This window comes from Streptomyces sp. NBC_00019 (genome assembly GCF_045041015.1).
Lineage (GTDB): Bacteria > Actinomycetota > Actinomycetes > Streptomycetales > Streptomycetaceae > Streptomyces.
In genome coordinates, this window is record NZ_CP108302.1 from 7,520,716 (window position 1) to 7,537,711 (window position 16,996).

Consider the following 16,996-nt stretch of genomic DNA (forward strand, 5'->3'; position numbering starts at 1 on the left):
TCCTAGCCATCACCCTTACCCGGCAGGAGTACGAGAACCATGGCCAACGCACCGGTCCAGCGCATGTCCCAGTTGATGGCGAAGACGCTGCGCGACGACCCGGCGGACGCCGAGGTCCTCAGTCACAAGCTCCTCGTCCGTGCCGGCTACGTCCGCCGCACCGCGGCCGGCATCTGGAGCTGGCTGCCCCTCGGCATGCGGGTTCTGCGCAATGTGGAGCGGGTCGTCCGTGAGGAGATGGACGCGATCGGCGCCCAGGAGGTGCTGCTCCCCGCCATCCTGCCGCGCGAGCCCTACGAGGCGACCGGCCGCTGGGAGGAGTACGGCCCCGAGCTGTTCCGCCTCCAGGACCGCAAGGGCGGCGACTACCTCCTCGGCCCGACCCACGAGGAGATCTTCACCCTGCTGGTGAAGGACCAGGCGTCCTCCTACAAGGACCTGCCCGTCATCCTCTACCAGATCCAGAACAAGTACCGGGACGAGGCTCGCCCCCGGGCCGGCGTCCTGCGCGGCCGCGAGTTCCTCATGAAGGACTCGTACTCCTTCGACACCGAGGACGAGGGCCTGGCCCAGTCCTACGCGCTGCACCGCCAGGCCTACCAGAAGATCTTCACGCGCCTCGGCCTCGACTACCGCATCTGCGCCGCCACCGCGGGCGCGATGGGCGGCTCCAAGTCCGAGGAGTTCCTCGCCCCGGCCGGCGCCGGCGAGGACACCTTCGCCGACTGCCCCAACTGCGACTTCGCGGCGAACACCGAGGCGATCTCGTACGAGCTCAAGCCCGTGGACGCCACCGACGTCCCCGCCGCCGAGGACATCCCGACCCCCGACACCCCCACCATCGAGACCCTCGCCGCCTCCCTCGGCGTCCAGGCCTCCGCGACCCTGAAGAACCTCCTCGTGAAGGTCGACGGCGAGATCGTCGCCGTCGGTGTCCCCGGCGACCGTGAGGTCGACATGGGCAAGGTCGAGGCGCACTTCGCCCCGGCGGTCGTCGAGATGGTCACCGAGGCGGACTTCGCGGGCCGCCCGGACCTGGTCCGTGGCTATGTCGGCCCGCAGGGGCTGGGCGAGAAGGTCAAGTACATCGCCGACCCGCGCGTGGCCCCGGGCACCGCGTGGATCACGGGCGCCAACAAGGCGAACACGCACACCAAGAACGTCGTCGTGGGCCGTGACTTCGAGGTCGGCGAGTACGTCGACGTCGTGGTCGTCCAGGACGGCGACCCCTGCCCGAAGTGCGGCACCGGCCTCAAGCTGGACCGAGCCATCGAGATCGGCCACATCTTCCAGCTGGGCCGCAAGTACGCCGACGCCCTCAAGCTCGACGTCCTCGGCCAGCAGGGCAAGCCGGTCCGCGTGACCATGGGCTCCTACGGCATCGGTGTCACCCGCGCGGTCGCGGCCATCGCCGAGCAGAGCGCCGACGAGCAGGGCCTGTGCTGGCCCGCCGAGGTCGCCCCGGCCGACGTCCACGTCGTCGCCGCCGGCAAGGCACTCCAGACCGAGCTGGCCCTCGACGTCTCCGAGAAGCTGCGCGCGGCCGGCCTGCGGGTCCTGGTCGACGACCGGGCCGGCGTCTCCCCGGGCGTGAAGTTCACGGACGCCGAGCTGATCGGCGTACCGAAGATCCTCGTCGCGGGCCGCCGCTCCGCCGAGGGCGTCCTGGAGCTCAAGGACCGCCGGACCGGCGAGCGCGAGGAACTGACGGTGGACGAGGCGATCGCCCGCCTCAGCGCATAAAAAAAGTCCTCAGAAACGTCTCTGAGTCCCCAGACAGAGGCAGGGAACGCGGCGCCGCCGCGCTGGTCCGAAGAGGCACCCGGCGTACGGCGGCCGCCGCGGCCGCCGTCACGCTGGCCGCGGCGGCGGGCGTGTTCGCCCTGGTCGGCATGGTGCAGGCGGACGCCGACACGACGGCGAGCAACAGCACGTCGTCGGCAACGTCGTCGAGCTCGGACACGAGCACCGACACCGGCACGGACACGTCGTCCGACTCGTCCGTGTCGGACACCTCGTCCAGCTCCTCCTCCGACTCATCCTCCGGCCTCACCTCCGGCAGTGGCTCCACCGACTCCACCTCGGGGGCGTCGTGACCACCGCCACCGCGAGCCGCCGCACCACGGCCGCCGCCGATTGGCGCGCCCTCGGCACCAGCGTCCGCCTGGTCGTCGCGGACCCGGCCCCTCCTCGACTCCTGCAACCTGCTCCTCGCCCGGCACCTCGCCGAGGTCGACGCTGCCTGCAGCCGCTTCCGCGCGGACTCGGAGCTGGCGGCCCTGGACGGCACCGCGGGCCGCCCGGTCCGCGGTACTGCTCGGCGGCTACCACGGCACCTGGATCCCCACCACAGAGGCCGCGGAGCTCACCCTCGACGCCACGACGATGGGCGCCGGCGTCCTGGCCACCCTCCCCACCGACCGCTGCGGCCTCACCGAGACCGCCCGCGTCCTGGGCTACCTCGTCCTCCAGTCGGCCGGCCAGTGCGGCCCCTGCCTCAACGGCCTCCCGCGCATGGCCGCCGCGTTCGGGACTCTGGCCACGCCGGGCCCCCAGGGCACCCACCGCGCCGACAAAGCCCGCTGACGACGTTCGCGGCCGAACTGGACGCGCACGCGCATGGGTTGTGCACGGCGACCGACACTCAAGGAGAGCTGACGTGGATCAGCGCGTAGCCATCGACTGGACGTCTTGCCAGGCCCACGGCCTGTGCGCGGAACTGCCCCCGCTCCCGGCCCGCACGGTGAAGCGAGCGCGCAGGGCGGCGGCCGACTGTCCGGTCCTGGCCTTGAAGGTGGCGATGGGGTGACGAACTCAGGGGCGCGGTCAGCCCGCACACACCCGCACCCAGAACTCAACCCCTAAAGCCACCCGGCAAACTCCAGCAACAACTCAGCATCCTGAAGCCGACCCACCCGCCGCGCCCGCACCCCGGACTCCACGGCCCGGAACAACGTCCACCCCCGCAACCGCTCCTGATCCACATCCAACGACTCGGCAAGCCGCTTGATCCGCCGCCGGGTAATAGCCGCCCCCGACGGCTGAGCAATCAGATCCTCGACCCGATCCCGCACCAGCCGAGCCAGATCGAACGCACACTCCCCGACCACCGGATCCGGCCCCACGGCAAGCCACGGCACCCGCTCCGCCGCCAGCACCTTGCTCTGCCGAAACGTCCCGTGCAGCAACCGCGACTCCGGCGGAGCCACCAGCAACTCCTCACGGGCAGTGAGAGCCGCACTCACGAGATCGGCCACAACCTCGTCCGCGGTCGCCCGCATCGCCTCGGCCTGCCGCCCGGTCCGCTCGGCCACCGTCTCGAAGACCTGGTCACCCGGCGGCTCCACCCACAACCGCCGCAACGTCCCCGCAGCCTCCAGCAGCGCCTTCGCCTCCGGCAACGACCGCACCGACACATCGGGATGCAGCCGCTCCAGCAGCAGCACCCCCTCGGTCACCGGCTCGTCGAGCAACTGCACCGCACCCAGCCCACCCCAGTGCGCCAGCGCCGCCCGTTCGGCCTCCGGCCGGGACCGCGGCGGGGCCAACTTGAGCACGGCGGGGGTGCCGTCGGCCCGCCGGACCAGTACGACGAGGCTGCTGCGGCCGCCCGGCACCTGCACCCGCTCCACGGTCGACTCGCGTAGCGCGACGGCCTGCCGAACCGCCTCGGGCAGCTTCTCCAACCAGCCGTCACCGGGTGCCGTCTCACCGAGCGCCCTCACCAGACGCTGTGGCGGTTCGAAAGCCATACGCGAGCAGTTCCCTTCCCGTACCCGTTACGCCGTGGGTGTCGCCGAAGTCGGCGAGGCCGACGCGGTCGCCGCCCGTTCGGCGAGACCAGGGAAGGCTACGCTCTCCCCGCGCCAGCGCACCGCCCGCACCGCCGCCTCCCGCAGCGCCTCGGTGGCCATGGAGCGCCGCCCGTCCACGGTTGCCCGCACCAGGTCGGAGTACACCCCGGCGACCCGGTCCTCCAGCTCGGCGGCCAGCCGTACGGCCGCGTCCGAGTCCGGCACCGGGAACGGCAGCGCGTATCCGGCTGCGGCCGCCGCAGGGGTGCCGCCCAGGTCCCGCACCTCACGGGCCAGCGCGTCGCGCCGGGCGCGATGGGCGTCGTACGCCGACTTCGCCTCGGTACGCCGCCCCTCACGGATCCGCCCGCCGACGACCCCGTACCCGTACACGGCGGCATGCTCGGCCGCCAGTGCCGCCTGGAGTGCGGCCAGCTCACGCTTGGCCTGCTCGTCGCTCACTTCGCCGCCTCCGTCAGCAGATACACGTGCGCCGCCCCGGCCGCCGCCACGGAGGCCAGCAGCCGGGCCAGCTCGCCCGGCATCTCGAGGAGCGACTTCGCCCGTGCGTCCGCGAGCGCCCGCTCGGCGGTGGCGAGCCCGGCGAGGGCGTCCTTCTCGGTGCCGGGTACGACGGAGGGGGCGGGGGAGCCGACGGTGGGCGACGCCGAACCGGTCGCCGTCGGCGTACCGCCGAACGCCTCCACATGCCGCACGGCCTCCGCCCGCAGCACTCCCAGCCGCTGCGCGAGCCCCGGATACGCGGCGATCACCGCGTCGTACCGCTCGACGATCCCCCGGCTGTCCCGCGCCGCACGCGTGCGTGCCCGCTCGGCGACCGACGGACTGCCTCCGGTGCTCTCCTCGGTCTCATCGGAGCCGGAGGAGCAGCCCACCAGCAGGGCGGCACCGGCGGCCGAGGCGAGGATTGTTCTTCGGCGCGGCCCCGAGGGGGTGCGCGGCGGCGGGGGGTACGGCACGGCAGTCGTCCTCGGGGGCTCGTACGAACACATGGGCGGGAAGGCGGCCCGCCGGTGATCACGGTACCCGCGCCCCGGTCCACAACCCCTCATCGGCGCCGTTGCGGACCCCCGGTCGCCGCACGGTGGACGGCAACACACCTTTGGAGCGGATACCCTTTGACCAGACACGCGACCTACCCACAACAGCACACGCGGCCGAGGAGTCACCCGGATGAGCACCACCCAGAGCGAGAGGCTGCGAGAGCTCCTGGAACCGCTCGTCAGCTCCCAGGGTCTGGATCTGGAAGAGATCTCAGTGGACTCCGTAGGACGGAAGCGGGTGCTCAGCGTCGTCGTCGACTCCGACACCGGGGCGGACCTGGACCAGATCGCCGATGTGAGCCGCGCGCTCTCGGCGAAGCTCGACGAGACGAACGCGATGGGCGAGGGCGAGTACACCCTCGAGGTCGGCACCCCGGGCGCGGAGCGCCCCCTCAAGGAGCACCGCCACTATGTGCGCGCCGTGGACCGGCTGGTGAAGTTCCAGCTGACCGAGGGCGGCGAAGTGGTCGCACGGATCCTTGAGGTCGACGACGAGGGTCTGGACGTCGAGGTGCCCGGAGTCAAGGGCCGCAAGGCCACCAGCCGCAGACTCGCCTTCTCCGACATCGACAAGGCGCGCGTGCAGGTCGAGTTCAACCGCAAGGACAAGAAGGAAGAGGAGGCGTAGCCGTGGACATCGACATGAGTGCCCTGCGGGGCTTGGTACGGGAGAAGGAGATCTCCTTCCCCCTGCTGGTCGAGGCGATCGAGTCGGCCCTCCTCATCGCCTACCACCGCACCGAGGGAAGCCGCCGCCACGCGCGCGTGGAGCTCAACCGGGAAACCGGCCACGTGACGGTGTGGGCGAAGGAGGACCCCGAGGACCTCGAGGAGGGCCAGGAGGCCCGCGAGTTCGACGACACCCCGTCCGGCTTCGGCCGTATCGCCGCCACCACCGCCAAGCAGGTCATCCTGCAGCGGCTGCGCGACGCCGAGGACGACGCGACGCTCGGCGAGTACGCCGGCCGTGAGGGCGACATCGTCATGGGCGTGGTCCAGCAGGGCCGTGACCCGAAGAACGTGCTCGTCGACATCGGCAAGCTGGAGGCCATCCTGCCGGTGCAGGAGCAGGTCCCCGGTGAGACGTATCCGCACGGTATGCGGCTCCGGTCGTACGTCGTGCGCGTGGCGAGGGGTGTGCGCGGTCCGTCCGTCACGCTGTCGCGCACACATCCCAATCTGGTGAAGAAGCTCTTCGCCCTGGAGGTGCCGGAGATCGCCGACGGTTCGGTGGAGATCGCCGCCATCGCGCGTGAGGCCGGTCACCGGACGAAGATCGCCGTACGGTCCACCCGTTCCGGACTGAACGCCAAGGGTGCCTGCATCGGCCCCATGGGCGGGCGTGTGCGCAATGTCATGGGTGAGCTGAACGGCGAGAAGATCGACATCGTCGACTGGTCGGACGACCCGGCCGAGATGGTGGCGAACGCGCTCTCCCCGGCCCGGGTCTCCAAGGTGGAGGTCGTCGACCTCGCGGCCCGCTCCGCGCGCGTGACGGTGCCGGACTACCAGCTGTCGCTGGCGATCGGCAAGGAAGGGCAGAATGCCCGGCTTGCGGCTCGTCTGACCGGCTGGCGGATCGACATCCGCCCGGACATCGAACAGCCGAGCGAATAGGCCCCGGATCACGATCGGGAATAGATCTCGGCCCACGGGGGCTGAGATCACGACAAACAACCGTTCGATCCCTGCCTCAAAGGGGTGAGGTCGCTACGGGGAGGTAGACTTAGCAGTGTCTGGCCGGACGCACGCCCGCGCATGCCCTGAACGCACCTGTGTGGGGTGCAGGCAGCGAGCGGCCAAGACCGATCTGCTGCGTACCGTGGCGATCAAGGACGCATGCGTCCCCGATCCTCGCGGTACGCTGCCCGGCCGGGGCGCTTATGTGCACCCCGCCCTGGTCTGTCTCGACCAGGCGGTACGCCGCCGGGCGTTCACGCGGGCGCTTCGCGCCCCGGGAGCGCTCGACGTAAAGGCGTTGCGCCAGTACGTCGAGCAGACAGACAGTTGCTGAGCAGGCAACACCGCAAGGAGCGTCGCACGGAACCCCCGTGCGGCCCTGGTACCCCGCGAGTTGGAAGTAGGTCGAGATTGCGATGAGCACTCGATGAGCACGCGATGAGTACGCCCATGAAGTAGCGACGGTCCGGACGCAACCCGGACCTAAAAGGAGCGAAGTGGCTAAGGTCCGGGTATACGAACTCGCCAAGGAGTTCGGGGTTGAGAGCAAGGTCGTCATGGCCAAGCTCCAAGAACTCGGTGAATTCGTCCGTTCGGCGTCTTCGACCATCGAAGCGCCCGTCGTCCGTAAATTGACGGACGCCCTTCAGCAGGGCAACGGAGGCGGCAAGCCCGCCCCCGCCCGCAAGGCTGCCCCGGCCAAGCCGGGCGCCCCCTCTCCGGCGCAGGCTGCCCGTCCGGCCGCCCCGCGCCCGCCGGCCCCCAAGCCGGCCGTTGCCGAGACGCCCGCGGCTCCCGCCGCGCCGGCCGCTCCCGGCCCCCGTCCCACCCCGGGCCCGAAGCCCGCGCCGCGCCCCGCGCCGGCGTCCCCGGCTCCGACCACGCCCGAGTTCACAGCACCCCCGTCGGCCCCGGCCACGCCGCCGGCCTCCCAGGGCTCCGGTGCGCGTCCGGGCGCCCCGCGTCCGGCCGGCCAGCAGGCGCCGCGTCCGGGTGCTCCCCGTCCCGCCGGCGGCCCCGGTCAGGGCGGCGGCCAGGGTCGTGACCGTGGCGACCGCGGTGACCGTCCGGGCGCCCCGCGTCCGGGTGGCCAGGCGTCGCGTCCCGGTGCCCGTCCGGCCGGTCCCCGTCCGGGCAACAACCCCTTCACCTCTGGTGGCTCCACCGGCATGGCGCGCCCGCAGGCGCCCCGTCCGGGCGGCGCCCCGCGTCCCGGTGGCCAGGGTGGCCCCGGTGACCGTCCCGGCGGCGCCCCGCGTCCGCAGGGCCAGGACCGTGGTCCCCGTCCCCAGGGCGCGGCGGGCGGTGCCCGTCCGCAGGCTCCGGGCGGCGCTCGTCCCTCCCCGGGCGGTATGCCCCGTCCGCAGGGCGGCGCTCCGCGTCCCGGCGGCGGCCCGCGTCCTAACCCCGGCATGATGCCGCAGCGTCCGGCTGCCGGCCCGCGTCCCGGTGGCGGTGGCCCCGGCGGCCGCGGTCCCGGTGGTGGCGGTGGCGGTCGTCCCGGTGGTGGCGGCGGCGGTCGTCCGGGTGGCGGCGGCGGTTTCGCCGGTCGTCCCGGCGGTCCCGGTGGCGGTGGCGGCGGTTTCGCCGGTCGTCCCGGCGGTCCCGGTGGCGGTGGCGGCGGTTTCGCCGGTCGTCCGGGTGGCCCCGGTGGTCCCGGCGGCGGCGGCCGTCCCGGCTTCGGCGGTCGTCCGGGTGGTCCCGGTGGCCGTGGTGGCACGCAGGGCGCCTTCGGTCGTCCCGGCGGTCCCGCGCGTCGTGGTCGCAAGTCGAAGCGGCAGAGGCGCCAGGAGTACGAGGCCATGCAGGCCCCGTCGGTCGGCGGCGTGATGCTGCCTCGCGGCAACGGACAGTCCGTCCGCCTGTCGCGCGGTGCGTCGCTCACCGACTTCGCCGAGAAGATCGGCGCCAACCCGGCGTCGCTCGTCGGCGTGATGATGAACCTCGGCGAGATGGTCACTGCCACGCAGTCCGTCTCCGACGAGACGCTGAAGCTCCTCGCGGACGAGATGAACTTCATCCTCGAGATCGTCAGCCCGGAGGAGGAGGACCGCGAGCTTCTCGAGTCCTTCGACATCGAGTTCGGCGAGGACGAGGGTGGCGAGGAGTTCCTCGTCGCGCGTCCGCCGGTCGTGACCGTCATGGGTCACGTCGACCACGGTAAGACCCGCCTTCTCGACACCATCCGCAAGACGAACGTCGTTGCGGGCGAGGCCGGCGGTATCACGCAGCACATCGGTGCGTACCAGGTCGCGACCGAGGTCAACGGCGAAGAGCGCAGGATCACCTTCATCGACACCCCGGGCCACGAGGCGTTCACCGCCATGCGTGCCCGTGGTGCCAAGTCGACCGACATCGCGATCCTCGTGGTGGCGGCCAACGACGGTGTGATGCCCCAGACGATCGAGGCGCTGAACCACGCCAAGGCGGCCGACGTGCCGATCGTGGTCGCGGTCAACAAGATCGACGTCGAGGGCGCGGACCCGACCAAGGTGCGCGGTCAGCTCACCGAGTTCGGTCTGGTGGCCGAGGAGTACGGCGGCGACACCATGTTCGTCGACATCTCCGCCAAGCAGGGCCTCAACATCGAGAGCCTGCTGGAGGCCGTGGTCCTCACCGCGGACGCCTCGCTCGACCTGCGGGCCAACCCGGAGCAGGACGCGCAGGGTATTGCGATCGAGTCCCACCTCGACCGCGGCCGCGGTGCCGTCTCCACGGTCCTCGTCCAGCGCGGCACGCTGCGCATCGGCGACACGATGGTGGTCGGCGACGCGTACGGCCGTGTCCGGGCGATGCTCGACGACAACGGCAACAACGTCGAGGAAGCGGGTCCGTCGACCCCCGTCCTGGTCCTGGGTCTCACCAACGTCCCGGGCGCCGGCGACAACTTCCTGGTCGTCGACGAGGACCGCACGGCACGTCAGATCGCCGAGAAGCGCGCGGCGCGCGAGCGCAACGCCAACTTCGCCCGGCGTGGAGTCCGGTTCTCCCTGGAGAACCTGGACGAGGCCCTCAAGGCCGGTCTGGTGCAGGAACTCAACCTCATCATCAAGGGCGACGCGTCCGGTTCGGTGGAGGCTCTCGAGTCCTCGCTGCTCCAGCTCGACGTCGGCGACGAGGTCGACATCCGTGTCCTGCACCGCGGTGTGGGTGCGGTCACCGAGTCCGACATCAACCTGGCGACCGGCTCCGACGCCATCGTCATCGGCTTCAACGTCCGCGCTGCGGGCCGCGCGGCGCAGATGGCGGAGCGCGAGGGCGTCGACGTCCGGTACTACTCGGTGATCTACCAGGCCATCGAGGAGATCGAGGCGGCCCTCAAGGGCATGCTCAAGCCGGAGTACGAGGAGGTCGAGCTCGGCACGGCGGAGATCCGCGAGGTCTTCAAGTCGTCCAAGCTGGGCAACATCGCCGGTGTCCTAGTCCGCTCGGGCGAGGTCAAGCGCAACACGAAGGCTCGACTCGTCCGCGACGGCAAGGTCATCGCGGAGAACCTCAACATCTCCGGTCTGCGTCGCTTCAAGGACGACGTCACCGAGATCCGCGAAGGGTTCGAGGGCGGTATCAACCTCGGCAACTTCAACGACATCAAGATCGACGACGTCATCGCGACGTACGAGATGCGCGAGAAGCCGCGCGGCTGATTGTCGTAGCACGCGATCGGGGCCGATCGGCGGACGTAATATCCGTCGATCGGCCCCGGCCGTTGCGTGTACGGTTCCTGTATCGGCGTCGACGCGGCGCCCATACCCCGAACCGGCGGGACATCCGGACACACACATGTATGTGGGGACTCTGTCCTTCGATCTGCTCCTCGGCGACGTTCACTCGCTCAAGGAGAAACGCTCTCTCGTCCGTCCGATCGTGGCCGAGCTCCAGCGCAAGTACGCGGTGAGCGCGGCGGAGACGGGCAATCAGGACCTCCATCGCAGGGCCGAGATCGGGCTGGCGATGGTCTCCGGGGACACCGGACACCTCACCGACGTACTGGACCGCTGTGAGCGGCTGGTCGCCGGGCGGCCCGAGGTGGAACTGCTCTCGGTTCGACGCAGACTCCACGGCGACGAAGACTGAAGCGACGAAGACTCAGCAAGAAGCAAGACACTTAAGGAGACGGACCAGTGGCCGACAACGCGCGGGCGAAGAGGCTGGCGGACCTCATCCGGGAGGTGGTGGCCCAGAAGCTGCAGCGCGGGATCAAGGACCCGCGGCTCGGCTCGCACGTCACCATCACGGACACCCGGGTCACGGGTGACCTCCGGGAGGCGACCGTCTTCTACACGGTGTACGGGGACGACGAGGAGCGCGCGGCCGCGGCCGCCGGTCTGGAAAGCGCCAAGGGCGTGCTGCGTTCCGCGGTGGGCGCGGCGGCCGGTGTGAAGTTCACGCCGACGCTGACCTTCATGGCGGACGCGCTTCCGGACACCGCCAAGACCATCGAGGACCTCCTCGACAAGGCGCGCCAGTCCGACGAGAAGGTGCGCGAGGTCTCGGCCGGTGCCGCCTACGCCGGTGAGGCGGACCCGTACAAGAAGCCGGGTGAAGACGAGGACGACACCGCCGAATGACACAGAAGAACCAGACGCCCGACGGGCTTGTCATCGTCGACAAGCCGTCGGGCTTCACTTCGCACGACGTGGTCGCCAAGATGCGCGGGATCGCGAAGACCCGCCGCGTCGGACACGCCGGCACCCTCGACCCGATGGCGACCGGTGTGCTCGTCCTCGGCGTCGAGAAGGCGACCAAGCTCCTCGGGCATCTCGCGCTCACCGAGAAGGAGTACCTGGGCACGATCCGCCTGGGCCAGACGACCCTGACCGATGACGCCGAGGGCGAGAGCACGGCGTCGACAGACGCCTCGAAGGTCACCCGGGACGCCATCGACGCGGGCATCGCCAAGCTGAGCGGCGACATCATGCAGGTGCCGTCCAAGGTCAGCGCCATCAAGATCGACGGTGTGCGCTCCTACAAGCGGGCGCGTGAGGGCGAGGAGTTCGAGATCCCCGCCCGGCCCGTGAAGATCTCGTCCTTCGCGGTGTACGACGTCCGGGACGCCGTCGCCGAGGACGGCACGCCCGTCCAGGACCTGGTCGTCTCGGTGGTCTGCTCGTCCGGTACGTACATCCGGGCGCTGGCTCGGGACCTGGGCGCGGACCTGGGCGTGGGCGGCCACCTCACCGCTCTGCGGCGCACGCGGGTCGGCCCGTACAAGCTGGACGCGGCCAAGACTCTGGAGCAGCACCAGCAGGAGCTGACGGTGATGCCGATCGCCGAGGCGGCCGCGGCCGCGTTCCCGCGCTGGGACGTGGACGAGCGGCGGGCCCGGCTGCTCACCAACGGCGTACGCCTGGAGATGCCCGACGAGTACACGGGCCGCGGCACCATCGCCGTCTTCGCCCCCGAAGGCCGACTGCTGGCCCTCGTGGAGGAGCAGAAGGGCAAGGCGAAGAGCCTCGCTGTCTTCGGCTGAGACGCTCCGCCCGTGGAGCGGCGGTCACGGAGTTGTCCGCCGCTCCACGGTCCCCCCTCGGTTCCCCCACCCCTAGGGTGTATCCACCGACCCCCTCCCATTCACCCGTGCGGGCAGGCGCTCGGAGTGAAGCGGGGGAGCGGACGGGGGCGCGTTCACCGCGCGATCTGTCCCGCCGATCACCTGGTGCCTACCGTCGAAGACAGGGCAGGGCACGGCGGGGAGGTTCGACCATGGCGGGACGGGGCCCGCGGACTGCGGGCGGCCGCCGACGCGCGGGTGAGAGCGAGCACTCCGCGTCCTGCGGCGCGGCTTCCGGGCCGGGACACGCACGCGACGAATCCCTTGTGCGGATTCACGATCTTGCCGGCCGCCCCCGGGGCACCGGCTTCGTGGCCGACCACCACGGCACCGTGATCACCAGCCACGAGGCCGTCGACGGACTGCCCAGGCTTCTGCTCTACGCCGCCGAGGACCGTCACTGCGTGGTGACCGCCGACGCGGTGACCGCGCTGCCCGAGCTGAACCTGGCCCTCGTACGGACCGAGGGGCTCGGCGTCGAGCCGCTCCCCGTCACCGTGCGGGACCGGATCGAGACCGGTGCCTATGTGCGGATCGCCGCCGGGTGCTGGCGTGAGGCGAGGGTGCTCGGCGCGGCCGCTGTGACGTACACGGCGACGGATCGCTTCCATCTCCTTGACGGCGCACTGGAGTTGGCGATCGGCACGGCCGGGCGGGACGCGCTGCGGCTGGGCGGCGGGGCGGCCGGCGGACCGGTGCTCGACGCCGCGACCGGCGCGGTGGTCGGCGTCCTCGGCACCGCGCTGCAGGGCGGCGGCCGGGACGCCGGGTTCGCGGTACCCCTGCTCCCGGCACCGCCCGGCCCCCTTGCCGAGCTCCTCGCCGAGAACGCGGCGACCGTCCCCGCGTACGGCGTGGACCTCAACCTCGCGGGCGTACTCGAACTGACGGCGACATCGGTGGGCCAGGACGGCCCGCCGGGTGCGCTCGCGGGCTACGTCGGCCGGGCGAGCACCGGCACCCCCGGATCGGTGGCACCGGTCCAACGGGGGGCCACGGCAGCGGAGTTCGAGGCCTTCACCGAGGGCCCGGCCGCCGTCCTCGCCCTCGTCGGCCCACCCGGCAGCGGCCGTACGACAGAACTCGCGTCCCTCGCCGCCCGCCGCAACCGGGGCGCCCGACCCGCCCCGACGCTGTGGCTGCGCGGCGCCGACCTGAGGGACGACGACACCTCGGTCGCGGACGCGGCACGCAGGGCGCTGACCCGGGCGGTACGGATCGTCGCCGCGTCGCGCTCGGTGCAGGTCGAGGACCTGGGCGATGTGACCCCTGAGCGCCTGGCCCGGCTCGCCCACACCGACGGCCGCCCCCTGCTGCTCCTCCTCGACGGCCCCGAGGAGATGCCCCCCGTCCTGGCCCACCGCCTCACGGACTGGACCGACGGGGCGGCGACCTGGCTGGGGGAGACGAGGGCACGGCTGGTGGTGGCGTGCCGGGAGGAGTACTGGGAGCGGGCGGGGGAGGGGTTTCCGGGAGGAATGCTGCACAGTCCGCAGGCTCAGCCACTTTCAGCCCGTCCGGCGTTTGAGGACGAGGCCGTTCAGTCCGAAGAGGGGTCTGGGGGCGCAGCCCCCAGGGACGGGACGGGTAGGGGCGGAGGGGGCGAGAAACCGCCCTGCGTGCACCTCGCCGACCTGCACGAGGACGAAGCCCGCCAAGCCCGGGCTCGCTACGGCATCCCCGAGGACGCCCTCACGGACACCGACGCCCGCCACCCCCTCACCCTCCGCCTCCTCTCCGAGGTCCGAGCCGCCCTCCCCGACACCGACACGCCCGGCATCCCCGGCACCCGCGCAGACCGCCACGACGTCTTCGCCGCCCACCTCGACCTGATGTGCCTCCGCATCGCCGTCCGCCTCGCCGCAGAGAACGGCCTGCGCGGCACCGCCGTACGCCGCCTCGCCGCAAAGGTTTCCGGCCAGGTGCACGAGGCCGCCCGCCGCAGCCTCGGCCCGGGCCAGGGCGAACTGGACCGCGAGTCGTTCGAGGCGGTGTTCCCCTGGGGCCAGGCCTCCGCCCGGCTCGGCGGCGGCACCGGCTGGGCGTCCGCCGTCCTCACCGAGGGCCTCCTGGTCCCCGCCGGCAACGGCTACCGCTTCGCCCACGAGGAACTCGCCGACTGGATCCAGGGCATGCACCTCGACCTGGACGAGGCCCTGCGCGCCCTGGTCCACCGCCACAGCCCGCACCCCTTCCCGGTGCCGCACCACCGCATCGGCCCGGTCGTCCATGCCCTGCTCCTCCAGTCCCGCCAGCACGGCACCCCCCGACTCGCCCTCCGCCTGGAGGAGTTGGTCCAGGCCCTGGACGCCGACCCCGACTCCTGGTGGGCGGCCCGTCTCCTCACCGAGTCCCTGCTCCGCGTACCCGACGCGACGCCGTACACGGGCGTACTGCGCCTGCTCGCGGACCGCGTGGTGGACTGGCGGCGCCAAGCACGCGACCAGGGGCACGAACAACGCCCCGTCCGAGCAACCGAGTTCGCCCCCGACTTCTGGCTGGCCCTCCCCCTCCCCCCGATCACCCTCTTCGACCTGCTCCGCCGTCTCGTCCTCGCCGACGGCCCCGCGCACGACACCGCCCCCCGTTTCCTGGACGCGGCCTCCGGGCTGCTCGCCGCCGACCCCACCGCCGTAGCACCGCATCTGACGCGCTGGTTCGACGACGAGCGCCCGCTGCCCGCCACCCCGCACGCGACCGTCGCGAAGGCCGCGCAGGCGCTGCTGCACACCCACCGGCAGCTGGCTCTCGACGACCTCACCGAGGTGCTCGTCGACTGCGCGCATCGGAGGGCCGACGAACTGCTCGCCGTGCTCGCGGAGGACGAACCGTCGGCGGTGTGCCGGGCCGTGGACCGATGGGCGCACGACGAACGCCCTGACCGGCGGGTCGCGGCGGTGGCGTACGGCCTGCGCGCCGCCCCGCACGTGAGGACGGAGGCCGACCGCGAGCTGCTGCGCTACGCGGCCCTGACCCTGCTGGCCCGCCCCGCCGACTGCACCCTGCACGGCGGCGCGCTCGCCCTCCTCGTCCGTGATCCACGCACGCGTGCCCGTCATCTCCCGCAGGCCCTCGGCCACTTCATGGCCGGCGACCCGCAGTTCCCGCCGAGCGCGCTGGTCGCCGCCCTGGCCACCCACCCGGAGCCGGTCCTCGACGCCTTCCGCGCCCGGCTGCGCCGCCCCGGCGCCGGAGCGGCCCTGCGCACCCTCGCCGACGTCACCACGCCCACGCAGGCCCGCCGGATCGCCGTGCTCGTGCGGGAGGCGGTGGAGCAGCGCCCGGAGACCGCGGCGGACATGGCCGCGTACGTCGACCGGCGCCTCGACCAGGGGCCGGGGGCACGGGCGGTACTCCTCCCCCTGGTCACCGGCCTGCTGGACGGCGGCTCGGAGGAGGTGCGGGCCGCCCTCGCCGCCGTACTGGCCACCCCCGGTGCTCCCGCCTCCCGCCCCCTCCGTCGCGAACTGCTCGAGTTCCTGCTGAGTCACGAGCACGCGCCCGCCGTCCTGGACGCCCTCCTGCGCGCCGCCGCCCGCCACCCCGACGACGGTCTGCGAGAACTCGTCCACCGCACCGGCCTCCTCCTCGTCCGCACCCCCGAGGGCGCGGCCCGTTTCGACCGCGGCCTCGTCGATCTCGGTCGTCGGACGCCGGGCTTCGCCGCGCAGGTGGCGGGCTGGCTGACCGACGCTCCGCAGCAGTGGGCGGCGGTGGTCGGCCCCAGTACCCGCCGGATGATCGAGAACCTGGCAGGCGTACGCGTCCCCGCCTGACCCTCCCGTCCTACGTGCGTCGAGTCACAGCGCCCATGCCGATGCGGGCGGGAGCGACGCGGCATGGCACCCTTAGACCTGCGTAAGAGATAAGCCGTACATACGGACACAGGTTCGACGAGGAGCGGTCACAGTGCAGCGCTGGCGTGGCTTGGAGGACATCCCCGAGGACTGGGGACGCAGCGTCGTCACCATCGGCTCCTACGACGGAGTCCACCGCGGACACCAGCTGATCATCCGGCATGCCGTGGAACGCGCCCGTGAGCTGGGCGTTCCCGCCGTCGTCGTCACTTTCGACCCGCACCCCAGCGAGGTCGTCCGCCCCGGCAGCCACCCGCCTCTGCTGGCCCCGCACGACCGTCGCGCCGAGCTGATGGCGGAGCTGGGCGTGGACGCGATCCTCATCCTGCCCTTCACGACGGAGTTCTCGAAGCTCTCGCCGGCCGAGTTCGTCGTCAAGGTCCTGGTCGACAAGCTGCACGCCAAGGCGGTCGTCGAGGGCCCCAACTTCCGCTTCGGCCACAAGGCCGCGGGGAACGTGGAGTTCCTCGCCGAGCAGGGCAAGACATACGACTTCGAGGTCGAGGTCATCGACCTGTTCGTGTCCGGCGAGGCGGGCGGCGGCGAGCCGTTCTCCTCCACCCTCACCCGCCGCCTGGTCGCCGCCGGCGACGTCGAGGGCACCCACGAGATCCTGGGCCGCCCGCACCGCGTCGAGGGCGTGGTCGTCCGAGGCGCGCAGCGCGGCCGCGAGCTGGGCTTCCCCACGGCCAACGTCGAGACCCTCCCGCACACCGCCATCCCCGCCGACGGCGTCTACGCCGGCTGGCTGCACGCCCAGGGCGAGGCGATGCCGGCCGCGATCTCCGTCGGCACCAACCCGCAGTTCGACGGCACCGAGCGCACCGTCGAGGCCTACGCCATCGACCGCGTCGGCCTCGACCTCTACGGCCTGCACGTCGCCGTCGACTTCCTCGCGTATGTACGCGGCCAGGCGAAGTTCGACTCCCTGGAGGCCCTGCTGGAGCAGATGGCCGAGGACGTCAAGAAGTGCCGGGAGCTGATTTCGGCGGCCGAGTAGTCACTCTTTTCGGTCCTACGACGCCGAAGGGCGGCCGATGCTGGTGAGCA

The 16,996-nt window shown here is 72.0% G+C and carries 16 protein-coding genes; 12 read left to right on the plus strand and 4 right to left on the minus strand.

Annotated features, from left to right (window positions below):
• Positions 1 to 39 precede the first annotated feature (39 nt).
• Positions 40 to 1,743, plus strand: a complete 1,704-nt coding sequence (locus OHU89_RS35545; protein ID WP_266887350.1) for a proline--tRNA ligase — start codon at positions 40 to 42, stop codon at positions 1,741 to 1,743.
• Here the strand turns inward: OHU89_RS35545 and OHU89_RS35550 are convergent.
• Complete coding sequence (locus OHU89_RS35550) at positions 1,733 to 2,203, minus strand: hypothetical protein (RefSeq protein ID WP_405649076.1); 471 nt, start codon at positions 2,201 to 2,203, stop codon at positions 1,733 to 1,735. The two genes, OHU89_RS35545 and OHU89_RS35550, sit on opposite strands and share 11 nt — an antisense overlap.
• Before the next feature lie 182 nt (positions 2,204 to 2,385).
• On the opposite strand from OHU89_RS35550, the gene OHU89_RS35555 reads away from it, so the two are divergent.
• Positions 2,386 to 2,586, plus strand: coding sequence for a hypothetical protein (locus OHU89_RS35555; RefSeq protein WP_405649077.1), 201 nt, complete (start codon positions 2,386 to 2,388; stop codon positions 2,584 to 2,586).
• A 73-nt stretch (positions 2,587 to 2,659) separates the two neighbouring features.
• The gene (locus OHU89_RS35560; protein WP_405649078.1) at positions 2,660 to 2,809 is read left to right on the plus strand and encodes a ferredoxin; all 150 of its coding nucleotides are present in this window, start codon (positions 2,660 to 2,662) and stop codon (positions 2,807 to 2,809) included.
• A gap of 52 nt (positions 2,810 to 2,861) precedes the next feature.
• Here the strand turns inward: OHU89_RS35560 and OHU89_RS35565 are convergent, their stop codons facing one another.
• From OHU89_RS35565 to OHU89_RS35575, 3 genes are read right to left on the minus strand one after another with little or no spacing between them, the layout of a single operon-like run.
• Positions 2,862 to 3,752 carry an aminoglycoside phosphotransferase family protein gene (locus OHU89_RS35565; protein WP_405649079.1) on the minus strand — a complete coding sequence of 297 codons (891 nt, stop codon included), beginning with the start codon at positions 3,750 to 3,752 and terminating at the stop codon, positions 2,862 to 2,864.
• Between the two features lie 27 nt (positions 3,753 to 3,779).
• Positions 3,780 to 4,256 carry a ferritin-like domain-containing protein gene (locus tag OHU89_RS35570; RefSeq protein ID WP_405649080.1) on the minus strand — a complete coding sequence of 159 codons (477 nt, stop codon included), beginning with the start codon at positions 4,254 to 4,256 and terminating at the stop codon, positions 3,780 to 3,782.
• Complete coding sequence (locus OHU89_RS35575) at positions 4,253 to 4,774, minus strand: hypothetical protein (protein ID WP_405649081.1); 522 nt, start codon at positions 4,772 to 4,774, stop codon at positions 4,253 to 4,255. Before OHU89_RS35575 ends, OHU89_RS35570 begins: the two co-directional genes overlap by 4 nt.
• Positions 4,775 to 4,988: 214 nt before the next feature.
• Between OHU89_RS35575 and rimP the strand changes: the two genes are divergently transcribed.
• From rimP to OHU89_RS35620, 9 genes are all read left to right on the plus strand, one after another.
• Positions 4,989 to 5,486, plus strand: a complete 498-nt coding sequence (rimP, locus tag OHU89_RS35580) for a ribosome maturation factor RimP (RefSeq protein ID WP_266887332.1) — start codon at positions 4,989 to 4,991, stop codon at positions 5,484 to 5,486.
• A gap of 2 nt (positions 5,487 to 5,488) precedes the next feature.
• Positions 5,489 to 6,475 carry a transcription termination factor NusA gene (gene nusA / locus OHU89_RS35585; RefSeq protein ID WP_266821405.1) on the plus strand — a complete coding sequence of 329 codons (987 nt, stop codon included), beginning with the start codon at positions 5,489 to 5,491 and terminating at the stop codon, positions 6,473 to 6,475.
• 115 nt (positions 6,476 to 6,590) lie between these two features.
• Positions 6,591 to 6,872, plus strand: a complete 282-nt coding sequence (locus tag OHU89_RS35590; protein ID WP_095046730.1) for a YlxR family protein — start codon at positions 6,591 to 6,593, stop codon at positions 6,870 to 6,872.
• A gap of 163 nt (positions 6,873 to 7,035) precedes the next feature.
• The gene (gene infB, locus OHU89_RS35595; RefSeq protein WP_405649082.1) at positions 7,036 to 10,182 is read left to right on the plus strand and encodes a translation initiation factor IF-2; all 3,147 of its coding nucleotides are present in this window, start codon (positions 7,036 to 7,038) and stop codon (positions 10,180 to 10,182) included.
• Positions 10,183 to 10,318: 136 nt separating this feature from the next.
• On the plus strand, positions 10,319 to 10,612 hold the full coding sequence (locus tag OHU89_RS35600; RefSeq protein WP_046261083.1) for a DUF503 domain-containing protein: 294 nt from the start codon (positions 10,319 to 10,321) through the stop codon (positions 10,610 to 10,612).
• A gap of 47 nt (positions 10,613 to 10,659) precedes the next feature.
• A complete protein-coding gene (rbfA, locus tag OHU89_RS35605; RefSeq protein WP_046261084.1) occupies positions 10,660 to 11,106 on the plus strand; it encodes a 30S ribosome-binding factor RbfA in 447 nt (148 codons plus the stop codon).
• Positions 11,103 to 12,008 carry a tRNA pseudouridine(55) synthase TruB gene (gene truB / locus OHU89_RS35610; RefSeq protein WP_405649084.1) on the plus strand — a complete coding sequence of 302 codons (906 nt, stop codon included), beginning with the start codon at positions 11,103 to 11,105 and terminating at the stop codon, positions 12,006 to 12,008. Before rbfA ends, truB begins: the two co-directional genes overlap by 4 nt.
• A gap of 233 nt (positions 12,009 to 12,241) precedes the next feature.
• Positions 12,242 to 15,865 carry a trypsin-like peptidase domain-containing protein gene (locus OHU89_RS35615; RefSeq protein WP_405649085.1) on the plus strand — a complete coding sequence of 1,208 codons (3,624 nt, stop codon included), beginning with the start codon at positions 12,242 to 12,244 and terminating at the stop codon, positions 15,863 to 15,865.
• Positions 15,866 to 15,998: 133 nt separating this feature from the next.
• Positions 15,999 to 16,946, plus strand: coding sequence for a bifunctional riboflavin kinase/FAD synthetase (locus tag OHU89_RS35620; protein WP_405649086.1), 948 nt, complete (start codon positions 15,999 to 16,001; stop codon positions 16,944 to 16,946).
• The last annotated feature ends 50 nt before the right edge of the window (positions 16,947 to 16,996 follow it).